Annotated in this window: 11 protein-coding genes; 7 read left to right on the top strand and 4 right to left on the bottom strand. The window is 53.5% G+C overall.

From position 1 onward, the window contains the following. Position 1: 1 nt before the first annotated feature. Positions 2 to 2,110 (bottom strand): bifunctional 23S rRNA (guanine(2069)-N(7))-methyltransferase RlmK/23S rRNA (guanine(2445)-N(2))-methyltransferase RlmL, encoded by a 2,109-nt coding sequence (rlmKL, locus tag N0B36_RS03755; protein ID WP_016152475.1) that lies wholly within the window; start codon positions 2,108 to 2,110, stop codon positions 2 to 4. Positions 2,111 to 2,208: 98 nt separating this feature from the next. Between rlmKL and N0B36_RS03750 the strand changes: the two genes are divergently transcribed. Further along, positions 2,209 to 3,315, top strand: a complete 1,107-nt coding sequence (locus tag N0B36_RS03750) for a YcbX family protein (protein ID WP_049042107.1) — start codon at positions 2,209 to 2,211, stop codon at positions 3,313 to 3,315. On the opposite strand, the gene zapC is transcribed toward N0B36_RS03750, so the two are convergent. Together zapC and pyrD are read right to left on the bottom strand one after the other, a co-directional pair. Beyond that, positions 3,312 to 3,854 carry a cell division protein ZapC gene (gene zapC, locus N0B36_RS03745; protein ID WP_259686086.1) on the bottom strand — a complete coding sequence of 181 codons (543 nt, stop codon included), beginning with the start codon at positions 3,852 to 3,854 and terminating at the stop codon, positions 3,312 to 3,314. The genes N0B36_RS03750 and zapC overlap by 4 nt on opposite strands. 165 nt (positions 3,855 to 4,019) lie before the next feature. Further along, on the bottom strand, positions 4,020 to 5,030 hold the full coding sequence (pyrD, locus tag N0B36_RS03740; RefSeq protein WP_047501150.1) for a quinone-dependent dihydroorotate dehydrogenase: 1,011 nt from the start codon (positions 5,028 to 5,030) through the stop codon (positions 4,020 to 4,022). A gap of 242 nt (positions 5,031 to 5,272) precedes the next feature. Here pyrD and ssuE point away from each other — a divergent pair, with 242 nt between their 5' ends. From ssuE to ssuB, 5 genes are read left to right on the top strand one after another with little or no spacing between them, the layout of a single operon-like run. After that, complete coding sequence (gene ssuE / locus N0B36_RS03735) at positions 5,273 to 5,848, top strand: NADPH-dependent FMN reductase (RefSeq protein ID WP_200046464.1); 576 nt, start codon at positions 5,273 to 5,275, stop codon at positions 5,846 to 5,848. Continuing rightward, positions 5,841 to 6,815 carry a sulfonate ABC transporter substrate-binding protein gene (locus N0B36_RS03730; RefSeq protein WP_080858510.1) on the top strand — a complete coding sequence of 325 codons (975 nt, stop codon included), beginning with the start codon at positions 5,841 to 5,843 and terminating at the stop codon, positions 6,813 to 6,815. Before ssuE ends, N0B36_RS03730 begins: the two co-directional genes overlap by 8 nt. Further along, positions 6,812 to 7,957, top strand: a complete 1,146-nt coding sequence (gene ssuD, locus N0B36_RS03725) for an FMNH2-dependent alkanesulfonate monooxygenase (protein ID WP_259686085.1) — start codon at positions 6,812 to 6,814, stop codon at positions 7,955 to 7,957. Before N0B36_RS03730 ends, ssuD begins: the two co-directional genes overlap by 4 nt. Positions 7,958 to 7,968: 11 nt before the next feature. After that, positions 7,969 to 8,760 (top strand): aliphatic sulfonate ABC transporter permease SsuC, encoded by a 792-nt coding sequence (ssuC, locus tag N0B36_RS03720; RefSeq protein WP_016156130.1) that lies wholly within the window; start codon positions 7,969 to 7,971, stop codon positions 8,758 to 8,760. Further along, positions 8,757 to 9,524, top strand: coding sequence for an aliphatic sulfonates ABC transporter ATP-binding protein (gene ssuB, locus N0B36_RS03715; RefSeq protein WP_259686084.1), 768 nt, complete (start codon positions 8,757 to 8,759; stop codon positions 9,522 to 9,524). The genes ssuC and ssuB overlap by 4 nt, the downstream gene beginning before the upstream one ends. Before the next feature lie 103 nt (positions 9,525 to 9,627). Here the strand turns inward: ssuB and pepN are convergent, their stop codons facing one another. Then, positions 9,628 to 12,240, bottom strand: a complete 2,613-nt coding sequence (gene pepN / locus N0B36_RS03710; protein ID WP_204551613.1) for an aminopeptidase N — start codon at positions 12,238 to 12,240, stop codon at positions 9,628 to 9,630. A gap of 266 nt (positions 12,241 to 12,506) precedes the next feature. Here pepN and pncB point away from each other — a divergent pair, with 266 nt between their 5' ends. Further along, complete coding sequence (gene pncB / locus N0B36_RS03705; RefSeq protein WP_016152465.1) at positions 12,507 to 13,709, top strand: nicotinate phosphoribosyltransferase; 1,203 nt, start codon at positions 12,507 to 12,509, stop codon at positions 13,707 to 13,709. Positions 13,710 to 13,739: the final 30 nt, after the last annotated feature.

Raw genomic sequence — 13,739 nt, 5'->3', positions numbered from 1 at the left:
TTCAGGCTGCGGTAATCAGCCAGCAATTGTGGATCTGGCGGTTACGGGCAAAATCCTGGGAAAGCGTTTTTTGGGTGATTTCTTGTGCTTTTAATCCCAGTTCAGCCAGACCGTCGAGATCCATACGGAACCCACGCTTGTTGTTGGAGAACATGATCGTGCCGTCTTTACGCAGCAGACGTTTCAGATCTTTCATCAGCGCCAGATGATCGCGCTGTACATCAAACGAGTCTTCCATACGTTTTGAGTTAGAGAACGTCGGCGGATCGATGAAAATCAGATCAAACTGTTCATTGGCATCGCGCAGCCAGCCCAGGCAATCGGCCTGAATTAAACGGTGAGCGCGACCACTCAGGCCGTTCAGGCGCAGGTTACGCTCAGCCCACTCCAGGTAGGTACGCGACATATCAACCGTCGTGGTGCTACGTGCACCGCCCAGCCCGGCATGAACGCTGGCACTGCCGGTGTAGGAAAACAGGTTAAGGAAATCCTTACCTTTACTCATCTGGCCCAGCATGCGGCGCGCAATACGGTGATCGAGGAACAAACCGGTATCAAGATAGTCTGTCAGGTTGACCCACAGGCGGGCGTTGTACTCACTTACCTCAATGAATTCACCCTTCTCATTCATCTTCTGATACTGGTTCTTCCCTTTCTGCCGCTCACGGGTTTTCAGCACCAGTTTATTTGGCGCGATTTCCAGGACCGACAACGTTGCGGCAATGATATCGAACAGGCGTTGACGTGCTTTTTGCGCATCGACCGTCTTCGGCGGAGCGTATTCCTGAACCACGACCCACTCACCGTAACGGTCCACTGCAACGTTGTATTCCGGCAGGTCAGCATCATACAGGCGATAGCATTCAATTCCTTCCTGACGCGCCCATTTTTCCAGCTTCTTGATATTCTTGCGCAGGCGGTTGGCATAATCTTCCGCGACCGTGGCTGGCTTGCTGTCCGCAGTGGTCTCTGCAACGTGATAGTTTTTCTGTACGCAATCCAGCGGACCGTTTTTCGCTTTGAACTGCTTGTCAGCACGTAATTGCAGGCTGCTGAGCAAATCCGGAGAGGCGCTGAACAGCGACAAGTTCCAGCCGCCAAACTGGTTTTTCATCGTACGGCCCAGCAAGCTATGCAGGGCAATCAGCGCCGGTTCGCTATCCAGACGTTCGCCGTAGGGTGGGTTACTGATCACCGTACCATACGGTCCCTTCGGCAGTGGATTGCTCAGTTTGGCGACATCTTTAACGTCAAATGTCATCAGATCGGCAATACCTGCGCGGCGGGCGTTACTACGCGCTTTTTCAATCACGCGCGCATCGCTGTCGGAGCCATAGAAGTGCGAAGTATAGTCAGCTAGTCCCTTACGCGCACGCACCTGAGCTTCGGCTTTAACCTCTTGCCAGACGGCTTCATCGTGCTGTGCCCAACCGCTAAAGCCCCAGTACCCGCGGTGCAGGCCCGGCGCGCGATCGGTTGCCCACATCGCCGCTTCAATCAGCAGCGTGCCGGAGCCGCACATCGGATCGAGTAACGGTGTGCCCGGCTGCCAGCCAGAACGCATAACAATAGCGGCGGCCAGCGTCTCTTTAATCGGCGCCTGACCCGCGCGATCGCGATAACCGCGCTGATGCAAACCGTCACCGCTCAGATCGAGTGCAATGCTGGCGGTATCTTTGTTCAACCAGACGTTGATTCGCAGATCCGGAGATTCACGATCCACATTTGGACGCGGCAGATTTTTGCGGGTAAAAGCATCGACAATCGCATCCTTGACCTTCAACGCACCGTACTGGCTGTTACGAATGGTCTCGTTCAGGCCGCTAAAATGGACGGCAAACGTAGCACCAGGATTAAATATCTCTGTCCAGTCGATTGCCTGAACGCCGAGGTACAGATCAAGATCGCTGTAGACCTTGCACTCTCCCATCGGCAGGATAATGCGCGAGGCCAGGCGGCTCCACATCAGGCTCTGGTAAACAAGCCGCGTGTCGCCCTTAAAATGGACCCCACCCTGAACGACCTGACACTCCAGCGCGCCGAGGTTTTCCAGTTCAGTTTTTAACAGCTCTTCCAGCCCGCGGGCCGTACTGGCAAACAGAGAATTCATAATGTCACTTTTACTCCTAGAAAATTGCTGCGCATTATAGCTAATATGGGCTGTATGTCATAAAGTTGAAGGCTTATTTTCGTTCAAGGGGCTGTGCAGTGGTAACGTTGACCCGACTTTTTATTCATCCGGTTAAATCAATGCGTGGAATTGGACTCACGCACGCCCTGGCAGACGTGAGCGGTCTCGCCCTGGATCGTATATTTATGATTACCGAACCCGACGGGACGTTCATTACCGCCCGACAGTTCCCGCAAATGGTCCGCTTTACCCCTTCCCCTTTCCACGATGGACTTCATCTCACGGCTCCAGACGGCAGCAGTGCGCTCGTGCGATTCGCAGACTTCGCCACCCAGGATGCGCCGACTGAAGTGTGGGGAAACCATTTTACCGCGCGTATTGCGCCAGCGGCTATCAACCTGTGGCTGAGCGGCTTTTTCTCCCGTGACGTGCAGTTGCGCTGGGTGGGTCCGCAACTGACACGCCGGGTGAAGCGCCACGCTGATGTTCCTTTGTCCTTCGCCGATGGTTATCCCTACCTGCTGGCCAACGAAGCATCTCTGCGCGATGTGCAACAGCGCTGTCCGGCAAGCGTCAAAATGGAACAGTTTCGCCCCAATCTGGTGGTTTCGGGGGCTGACGCATGGGCAGAAGACACGTGGAAAGTGATTCGCATTGGCGACGTCATTTTTGATGTGGCAAAACCCTGTAGCCGCTGCATTTTCACTACCGTTAGCCCAGAAAAAGGCCAGAAACATCCGTCTGGCGAGCCGCTCGCCACGCTGCAAACCTTCCGGACAGCGGTGGATAACGGCGACGTCGATTTCGGCCAGAATCTTATCGCACGCAACAGCGGCGTTATTCGCGTCGGCGATGAGGTAGAGATTTTGGCAACCGGTCCCGCCAGAGCTTACGGTGCGGCGGAGCCAGACGATACCGCACTGGAACAACAGCCCGATGCCACGGTACTTATTGACTGGCAGGGCCAGACCTTTCGCGGAAATAATCAGCAGGTATTGCTTGAACAGCTGGAAAACCAGGGTATCCGGGTGCCCTATTCATGCCGGGCAGGAATTTGCGGATGCTGTCGAATTCGACTGTTGGAAGGCGAAGTTAGTCCGCTGAAAAAATCAGCGATTGGGGATGACGGGACGATTCTGTGCTGCAGTTGCGTTCCCAAAACGACAATCAGGCTGGAGAGTTAAACCGCCTGTTCAAGGCTGAAACTGTCGGCAATAACCTGCGGTTTCAGTCTGTCATTCATTATTTTAATCGCGTCGCCAAGCTGCATTGTGCGCCCGGCAATAACCACACCAGGTTGTGCAAGCAGACAAAGCGCGGCATTTTCACCCGGTTCAACCACTAACAGGTTTACCTGTTCATCCGTATCGCTTAAATCCACACAAGCAGCATCCCCCACGACTGGCGACCAGTTAATACCGTGTGCGACAAAGTGCCAGCTTTTTGGCATTTGCGGTTTAAGGTAACGAATCGCCACCAGCGCATTAAGCACCAGTTCCGCCTTTTGCTCTTTGGCTAAATCCAGGTAGCGACATTTTTCTTTAAAGGAAAAATAAAGCGCGGCGTCATCAACACAAAAACCCGACGGAGAAAATGCATCCGGAGTGAGCATTTTACGAGCAAAACGCGAACGGAATAACATGCCATTGGCTAAATCGAGCATCATACGATCGTGCTCTTCATCATAATACCAGCGCCAGTTATCGTCGGGTTTAATTCGCATCAGTTTCTCTCCTTTCCTTAATCATCACCATTACGACAGTATCCTTTTGCCGCTTCGTTTATTGCCTTAATAATAAAAGCTCAGAATGTTTAAATAAGCAACAGTAAAGGAATATAAAACAACCAGGGCCAGAAATAAAGCCCTGGATTGTGATTAAGGTAGCATTCAGATATTGGTGACGATTTCTTTAATCAACGGTGGGCCTTTAAAAATAAAGCCCGAATAAATCTGTACCAAAGAAGCACCGGCAGCTATTTTCTCACGCGCGGCGATTACTGAGTCGATACCACCAACCCCAATAATCGGCAGCTGACCTTTTAATTCCTGAGACAACTGGCGAATAATTTCTGTACTTTTTAATTGTAACGGTCGACCGCTCAGGCCACCCATTTGATCGCAATTTTTCATTCCCTGAACGAGAGAACGATCGAGAGTGGTGTTAGTCGCAATTACGCCATCAATATTATGACGAACTAAACTGTCAGCAACCTGGATCAGTTCTTCCACAGAAAGATCCGGTGCGATCTTAACCGCCACTGGAACATATTTATGGTGGATCTCTTGCAGATCATTTTGCTTATTTTTAATTGCCGTCAGAAGATCATCCAGCGCCTCACCATATTGCAGCGTACGTAATCCCGGCGTATTCGGTGAAGAGATATTAATCGCGATATAACCAGCATAAGCATAGACTTTTTCCATACAAATCAGATAGTCATCTTTGCCGTTCTCTACCGGAGTATCTTTATTCTTACCAATATTAATCCCCAGAATACCGTCAAAATGCGATTTTTTGACGTTCTCAACCAGGTTATCAACCCCCAGGTTATTAAACCCCATGCGGTTGATCAAACCTTCTGCATCGACCAGACGAAACAGACGTGGTTTATCATTACCCGGCTGAGGACGCGGCGTCACGGTACCAATCTCAATGGAACCAAATCCCATCGCGCCGAGCGCATCAATGCACTCCCCGTCTTTATCCAGTCCGGCAGCAAGCCCGAGTGGATTTTTAAACGTCAGCCCCATACAGGTAACCGGTTTTGCGGGTACTTTCTGGCGGACAAGCGCTTCGAGCGGCGTGCCGGTAATGCGACGTAATTGCTGGAATGTCAATTCATGAGCGCGCTCTGGATCGAGCTGGAAAAGGGCTTTACGAACGAAGGGGTAGTACATGAACTCTCCTGGATTCCCGGTGTGCAAACCGGGGGCGTATTATGTGCGATCGCGAGCAAAAAGGGAATTGACCTGCGGCAATAAATAGCAATCGTTTTCCTGCTTCCTCCTTTTTATTCATTTTTCAACTTTTCTATCCCGTATAAATCATTTCGATAAACAAAGTCTCTCTGCCAGACTGCACAAATTGTTATCAATGTTAATAAAAAGCAAACAATTGGTTATAAGGGGAGAATAACATTATGCGCGTCATTACTCTGGCGGGAAGCCCACGCTTTCCCTCTCGCTCCAGCGCGTTGCTGGAATATGCCCGAGAAAAATTGAACGGCCAGGATGTCGAAGTCTTTCACTGGAACCTGCACAACTTTGCCCCGGAAGACCTGATCTATGCCCGTTTTGACAGTCCGGCGCTGAAGACATTTATCGAACAACTACAGGATGCAGACGGGCTGATTGTCGCAACGCCGGTCTACAAAGCCGCTTACTCTGGCGCACTGAAAACGCTGCTCGATCTACTCCCCGAGCGGGCGCTGGAAGGAAAAGTGGTTTTGCCGCTGGCGACCGGCGGCAGCGTGGCGCATTTACTGGCCGTCGATTACGCGCTGAAACCGGTGCTGAGCGCGTTAAAGGCTCAGGAGATCCTGCACGGCGTGTTTGCCGATGATTCGCAGGTCATCGATTATCAGCATAAACCGCAGTTTACGCCCAACTTGCAGCTGCGCCTGGACAGTGCGCTCGACACTTTCTGGCTGGCGTTGCATCGTCGCGATGTCCAGCTCCCGCAACTGAACGCCCTGCGAGGTGCCGCCCATGCTTAATCTGCTCAAGCGTCACACCTCATGGCTGGCATTTACCGGGCTGCTGTCACTGTCATCCTTGGTGCATGCCGCAGAATCGGCTCCGGATGCCCTGCGCATTGGCTACCAGAAAGGAAGCGTCAGCATGGTGCTGGCAAAAAGTCATCAGCTACTGGAGAAACGTTACCCACAGACCAAAATCTCGTGGATTGAGTTCCCGGCTGGACCGCAAATGCTGGAAGCACTCAATATCGGCAGTATCGATCTCGGCAGTACCGGTGACATTCCGCCAATTTTCGCCCAGGCCGCCGGAGCCGATCTGGTTTATGTGGGCGTCGAACCCCCCAAACCGAAAGCCGAAGTGATTCTGGTGCCGAAAAATAGCCCGATCCAGAGCGTTGCGCAGCTCAAAGGGCATAAAGTCGCCTTCCAGAAAGGTTCCAGCGCCCACAATTTACTGCTCCGGGCGCTGCAACAGGCAGGGTTGAAATTTACCGATATTCAACCGACTTATCTGACCCCCGCCGATGCGCGAGCGGCCTTCCAGCAAGGAAACGTCGATGCGTGGGCTATCTGGGATCCCTACTATTCGGCCGCATTACTGCAAGGTGATGTGCGCGTGCTGAAAGACGGCTCAGACCTCAAGCAGACCGGTTCGTTTTATCTCGCTGCACGTCCTTATGCCGAAAAAAATAGCGCTTTTGTTCTTGGCGTACTGGATACCTTTAGCCAGGCGGATGCGTTAACTCTCAGCCAACGCCAGCAAAGTATTACTCTGCTGGCTAAAACCATGGGTCTGCCCGAGCCGGTAATTGCGTCTTATCTGGATCACCGTCCGCCAACCACCATTACGCCCGTCAGCGCCTCGGTTGCCGCCCTACAACAACAAACCGCGGATCTGTTTTATGACAACCGTCTGGTGCCGAAAAAAATCGATATTCGCCAGCGTATCTGGCAACCCACTCAGCAGGCAGGAGAAAAATTATGAGTCTGAACATGTTCTGGTTTTTACCCACCCACGGTGACGGTCATTATCTGGGGACGGAAGAAGGTTCGCGCCCGGTCGATCACGGTTATTTGCAACAAATTGCGCAAACAGCCGATCGTCTGGGATTTACTGGCGTTCTGATCCCAACCGGTCGCTCCTGTGAAGATGCCTGGCTGGTCGCCGCGTCGATGATCCCGGTCACCCAGCGATTAAAGTTTCTGGTCGCGCTACGTCCAAGCGTAACCTCGCCGACGGTCGCTGCCCGCCAGGCTGCGACGCTCGACAGACTCTCTAACGGCCGGGCGTTATTCAACCTGGTAACCGGCAGCGATCCACAAGAGCTGGCGGGTGACGGTGTGTTCCTTGATCACACCGAGCGCTATGAAGCCTCTGCTGAATTCACTCAGGTCTGGCGGCGTTTGCTGCAAGGTGAAACCGTGGATTTCAACGGCAAACACATTCATGTCCGCGGCGCGAAACTGTTTTTCCCTCCTGTACAACAACCCCGGCCACCGCTTTATTTCGGCGGTTCGTCTGATGTCGCACAAGATCTTGCTGCCGAGCAGGTTGATCTCTATCTGACCTGGGGCGAGCCGCCTGAACAGGTGAAAGAGAAGATTGAACAGGTGCGGGCCAAAGCGGCGGCGCTCGGGCGCAAGATCCGCTTTGGTATTCGTCTGCATGTGATCGTCCGGGAGACAACGCAAGAGGCGTGGCAGGCAGCGGATCGTCTGATAGCCCATCTGGATGACGACACCATTGCCAAAGCCCAGGCCGCCTTCTCAAGAACGGATTCGGTTGGTCAGCAGCGAATGGCTGCACTGCACAACGGTAAACGCGACAAACTGGAAATCAGCCCAAACCTGTGGGCAGGAGTAGGACTGGTGCGCGGTGGCGCGGGTACCGCGCTGGTCGGAGATGGTCCGACGGTCGCGGCGCGTATCAACGAGTATGCCGCACTGGGAATCGACAGTTTTGTGTTGTCCGGGTATCCACATCTGGAAGAGGCATACAAGGTTGGCGAGCTGCTGTTCACACATCTGGATGTCGCTATACCAGAAATTCCGCAGCCGCAGCGCCAGCATCAACAAGGCGAAGCGGTGGCAAACGAATTTATCCCACGCAAAATCGCGCAAAGCTAAGGAGCCTGCTGATGGCAACGCCGAAAAACAGGTGGTTACTGCGCCTCGCGCCCTGGTTTTTACCGGTTGGGTTGGTCGCGCTCTGGCAGCTCGCATCATCAATGGGCTGGTTGTCCACCCGCATCCTGCCCTCTCCGGAGGGCGTTGTCGAAGCCTTCTGGACGCTTTCCGCCAGCGGCGAGCTTTGGCAGCATCTGGCGATCAGCTCCTGGCGTGCGCTGGTAGGCTTCTCCATCGGCGGATCGATTGGCCTGACGCTGGGACTGATTAGCGGTCTTTCGCGGTGGGGAGAACGCCTGCTGGATACTTCGGTGCAGATGCTGCGTAACGTGCCGCATCTGGCGCTGATCCCACTGGTGATTTTGTGGTTCGGCATTGATGAATCCGCCAAGATCTTTCTCGTCGCGCTGGGCACGCTTTTTCCGATTTACATCAACACCTGGCATGGGATCCGCAATATCGATCGCGGTCTGGTAGAGATGGCTCGCAGCTATGGGTTGTCTGGTTTTTCACTATTTATTCATGTGATCCTCCCCGGTGCCCTGCCCTCGATTATGGTTGGCGTGCGTTTTGCTCTCGGGCTGATGTGGTTGACGCTTATTGTCGCGGAAACCATTTCAGCCAATGCCGGCATTGGTTACCTGGCAATGAACGCCCGCGAATTTCTGCAAACCGATGTGGTCGTGGTGGCCATTATTCTCTACGCCCTGCTCGGCAAACTTGCCGACGTCAGCGCCCAATGGCTGGAGCGAATCTGGCTGCGCTGGAACCCGGCTTACCATGTGAAGGAGGCTACCGTATGAATACCGCTCGTTTGAACCAAGGCACGCCGCTTTTACTGAGTGCCGTGACGAAACAATACGCCGCCAATACGGTGCTCAATCAGTTAGATTTGCACATTCAGGCCGGACAGTTTGTTGCCGTGGTTGGCCGCAGCGGAGGAGGAAAAAGCACGTTGCTGCGTCTGCTGGCTGGGCTGGAGTCTCCCACCTCAGGTGCATTACTTGCCGGAACCACCCCGCTGGCAGAAATTCAGGAGGATACGCGAATGATGTTTCAGGATGCGCGTCTGCTGCCCTGGAAGACGGTTATCGATAATGTGGGTCTGGGTCTGAAAGGTCACTGGCGCGATGCGGCCCGGGACGCGCTGGCCGCAGTTGGGCTGGAGAATCGTGCTCAGGAATGGCCTGCCGCCCTGTCCGGTGGACAAAAACAGCGCGTGGCCCTGGCGCGGGCATTAATTCATCGTCCCGGTCTGCTGCTGCTGGATGAACCTCTCGGTGCGCTGGATGCCTTAACCCGCCTTGAAATGCAGGAGCTGATTGTCTCTTTATGGCAAGAGCACGGCTTTACCGTACTGCTGGTCACCCATGACGTCAGTGAAGCGGTGGCAATGGCCGATCGCGTGTTGCTTATTGAAGATGGAAAAATCGGACTGGATTTAACGGTGGATATTGCGCGACCACGCCGGATTGGTTCGGTGCGTCTGGCAGAGCTGGAAGCAGAAGTGTTAAACCGGGTAATGCAGCGTAGCGAAACGGAACAGCCGATCCGCCGGCATGAATAAGCATTTAGAAAAATCAGGCCCAGTAAGCGCAAGCGCCACCGGGCCTTTTGCCGGATAGCGGCGTTACCGCCTAATCCGGCTTACAAAACGACAGGTCAACGATTCAGGCTAACGCTTTGGTTACCTTCTCGAACAGATCGCCGGAGAGATTCTCCAGACCTTTCAGCTGTTCCAGCGCCGCGCGCATCTGCGTCTGACGTTTTGCATCATACCGTTTTAAGCGAATCAGCGGCTCAATCAGACGTGACGCCACCTGCGGGTTACGGCTATTGAGTTCAGTCAGCATGTCGACCAGGAACTGATAGCCGCTGCCATCTTCCGCATGGAATGCCGCCGGGTTGCTGCCCGCAAAGGCGCCAATCAGAGATCGGATTCGGTTCGGGTTACTCATACTGAAGGAACGGTGCTTCAGTAAGCCACGTACCGTTTCCAGCACGTTTCTCGCCGGGCTGGTGGATTGCAGGATAAACCATTTGTCCATCACCAGACCGTCATGATGCCACTTATCGTCATACTCCTGCATTAGCGTGTCGCGGCAAGGCAGTTGCGCCGCGACTGCCGCGGACAGCGCCGCCAGCGCATCGGTCATATTGTTTGCTTCACGGTACTGCTTGCTGACCAGCGTGTCGGCCAGATGGGTTTCGCCAAAGGCCAGGAAACGCAGGCAGGCATTACGTAGCGTACGCTTGCCAATATCGGCATGCTCAACGCGGTACTCATCAAGATGATTAGCGTTATAGATGGCGAGGAATTCATCAGCCAGTTCGGCCGCCAGCGTGCGAGTTAACGCTTCACGTACTTCCGTTATCGCCACCGGATCGATGATGTCGAACAGTTCAGCAATTTCATTCACCGAAGGCAGCGTCAGAATCTCTGCCGCCAGTGCCGGATCGATTTTCTCATCCAGCAAAATCGCCCGGAATGCATCGGCCACGTGTACCGGCAGCGACAGCGGCTGTCCCTGCTGATGGCGGGCTACGTTGAGCTTAATATAGGTCGCCAGCAAGCTTTGCGCCGCGTCCCAACGAGAGAAATCGTTACGCGCATGACGCATCAGGAAGGTCAGTTGCTGATCGCTCCATTTGTATTCCAGTTTTACCGGTGCGGAAAATTCGCACAGCAGTGCCGGAACCGGCTGGAAGTAGACATTATCAAAGACAAACGTCTGCTCAGTCTGGGTGACATTGAGTACGGAATTCACCGGGTGCCCGCCTTTTTGCAGCGGGATCACTTTCCCTTCGTTGTCATACAACTCGAGGGCGAAAGGAATATGCAGCGGTTGTTTTTCGGCCTGATCCGGCGTGGCCGGCGTGCGCTGGCTGATAGTCAGCGTGTACTGCTCAGTGGATGGATTGTAGTCATCACGCACGGTCAGAATCGGCGTACCGGACTGACTGTACCAGCGGCGGAAATGCGAAAGATCGACGTTGGACGCATCTTCCATCGCCTGCACGAAATCATCACAGGTTGCAGCGCTGCCGTCATGACGCTCAAAGTACAACTGCATCCCTTTCTGGAAGTTAGCCTCACCGAGCAGGGTGTGGATCATACGAATAACTTCAGCGCCCTTTTCGTACACGGTCAGGGTATAGAAGTTGTTCATTTCAATAACCATATCCGGACGGATAGGATGCGCCATTGGGCTGGCATCTTCGGCAAACTGCAGGCCGCGCATGGTGCGCACATTGCTGATCCGGTTTACCGCGCGTGAGCCGAGATCGGAACTGAACTCCTGATCGCGGAACACGGTTAGCCCCTCTTTCAGGCTCAACTGGAACCAGTCGCGACAGGTCACGCGGTTGCCGGTCCAGTTGTGGAAATATTCGTGACCGATGACGCGCTCAATATCGAGGTAGTCTTTGTCGGTGGCGGTATCGGTACGTGCCAGCACATATTTGGAGTTAAAGATGTTCAGACCTTTATTCTCCATCGCCCCCATGTTGAAGAAATCGACCGCGACAATCATATAAATGTCGAGGTCATATTCGAGGCCAAAGCGCTCTTCATCCCATTTCATGGAGTTTTTCAGTGAGGTCATCGCCCACGGCGCGCGGTCCAGGTTGCCGCGATCGACGTACAGTTCCAGCGCCACTTCACGCCCGGAACGGGTGGTAAAGGTGTCGCGCAGGACGTCGAAATCACCGGCTACCAGCGCAAACAGATAACACGGTTTCGGGAACGGATCCTGCCACTGTACCCAGTGACGACCATTTTCCAGTTCCCCCTGCGCCACACGGTTACCGTTGGAGAGCAGGAACGGATATTGGGTTTTATCGGCGATAATTTTGGTGGTAAAACGCGCCAGGACATCCGGCCTGTCGAGATACCAGGTAATATGGCGGAACCCTTCCGCTTCACACTGGGTGCACAGCGCATCGCCGGACTTGTACAGTCCTTCCAGCGCGGTATTGGCCGCTGGGCTAATTTCATTCACGATACGCAACGTAAAACGTTCCGGCAGTTGACTGATGACCAGAGCGCCCTCTTCTTCTTTATACTCTGCCCACGGCTCGTCGTTCACGTGGATCGACACCAGGGTCAGATCTTCACCATTCAGGCGCAGGGGCGCATCGGACGCGCCATGACGGACAGCCTGGCTCACGGCGGTGACCACGGTTTTTTCAGCATCCAGGTCAAAGGTCAAGTCAATATCAGTAATCTGGTAATCCGGCGCACGATAGTCGTGACGGTATTTGGCTTGTGGCTGTTGTGTCATAAAAAAACCTTTAGCATCTTTGGTAGAGTCTCGGCTTCAGTCTATTCCTGTTGCGTAAATCGCGCTACGCAGAATGTTCATCTTTTCAGGCACAAACACCCTTTTTGCTACATTTTTATAACACGCGGCACGAATTGCCCTCGACCAGAAAGACAGCTTATGGTGTGATCGGGGTTCAATAAATCGCTAAACAAGGTATACTCCAGCGGTTTTCTTAGTTGTTTATTGTACTAAACGCTCCCGTGAGAGGATGCTACTGCGCACCTATGACACAATTCGCTTCTCCTGTTCTGCACTCGCTGCTGGATACAGACGCTTATAAGTTGCATATGCAGCAAGCCGTTTTTCACCACTACTATGATGTACAAGTAGCGGCTGAATTTCGTTGCCGTGGCGATGACCTGCTCGGTATTTATGCCGATTCTATTCGTGAGCAGGTGAATGCTATGCAACACCTGCGACTGCAGGAGGACGAGTACCAGTGGCTCTCCGGCCTGCCTTTCTTTAAAGCTGATTACCTCACCTGGTTACGTGATTTCCGCTATAACCCGGAACAGGTTTGCGTCACCAATGATAACGGGAAGCTGAACATTCGCTTAACCGGGCCGTGGCGTGAAGTGATCATGTGGGAAGTCCCGCTGCTAGCGGTTATCAGCGAGATGGTACACCGTTACCGTTCGCCCGAATCAGGCGTCCCGCAGGCACTCGATGAGCTGGAAAGCAAACTAGTAGAATTCTCTGCTTTAACGAAAGATGTCGATATGTCCCGCTTCCATCTGATGGATTTCGGTACGCGTCGTCGTTTTTCACGTGAAGTACAGCAGGCTATTGTTAAACGCCTGCAGCGAGAGCCCTGGTTTGTCGGCACCAGTAACTACGATCTGGCCCGCCGCCTGTCATTAACCCCAATGGGCACGCAGGCGCATGAGTGGTTCCAGGCTCATCAGCAAATCAGCCCTGAGCTTGCCACCAGCCAGCGCGTTGCCCTGGCCGCCTGGTTAAATGAATATCCTGACCAACTCGGCATTGCGCTGACCGATTGCATCACCATGGATGCGTTTTTACGCGACTTTGGTGTCGAGTTTGCAACCCGCTATCAGGGTTTACGCCATGACTCAGGCGACCCGGTGGAATGGGGTGAAAAAGCCATCGCCCATTATGAAAAACTGGGCATTGATCCGCTGAGCAAAACGCTGGTGTTTTCAGATAACCTCGATTTGAAAAAAGCGATTGAGCTCTACCGCCACTTCTCTTCTCGTGTGCAGTTGAGTTTTGGTATTGGCACACGTTTAACCTGTGATATTCCCCAGGTTAAGCCGCTCAATATTGTAATCAAGCTGGTGGAATGTAACGGCAAACCTGTGGCGAAGTTATCTGATAGCCCGGGTAAAACCATCTGCCACGATAAAGCGTTCGTGCGCGCGCTACGCAAAGCCTTCGATTTGCCGCATATTAAAAAAGCCAGTTAAACCTTCCAGGGAGCCAGTTTGGCTCCCTTT

The organism is Citrobacter sp. XY323, from assembly GCF_025106035.1.
GTDB lineage: Bacteria > Pseudomonadota > Gammaproteobacteria > Enterobacterales > Enterobacteriaceae > Citrobacter > Citrobacter braakii.
The sequence above is the reverse complement of the archived record's forward strand: the minus strand, read 5'-3'. Positions and strand labels throughout refer to the sequence as shown.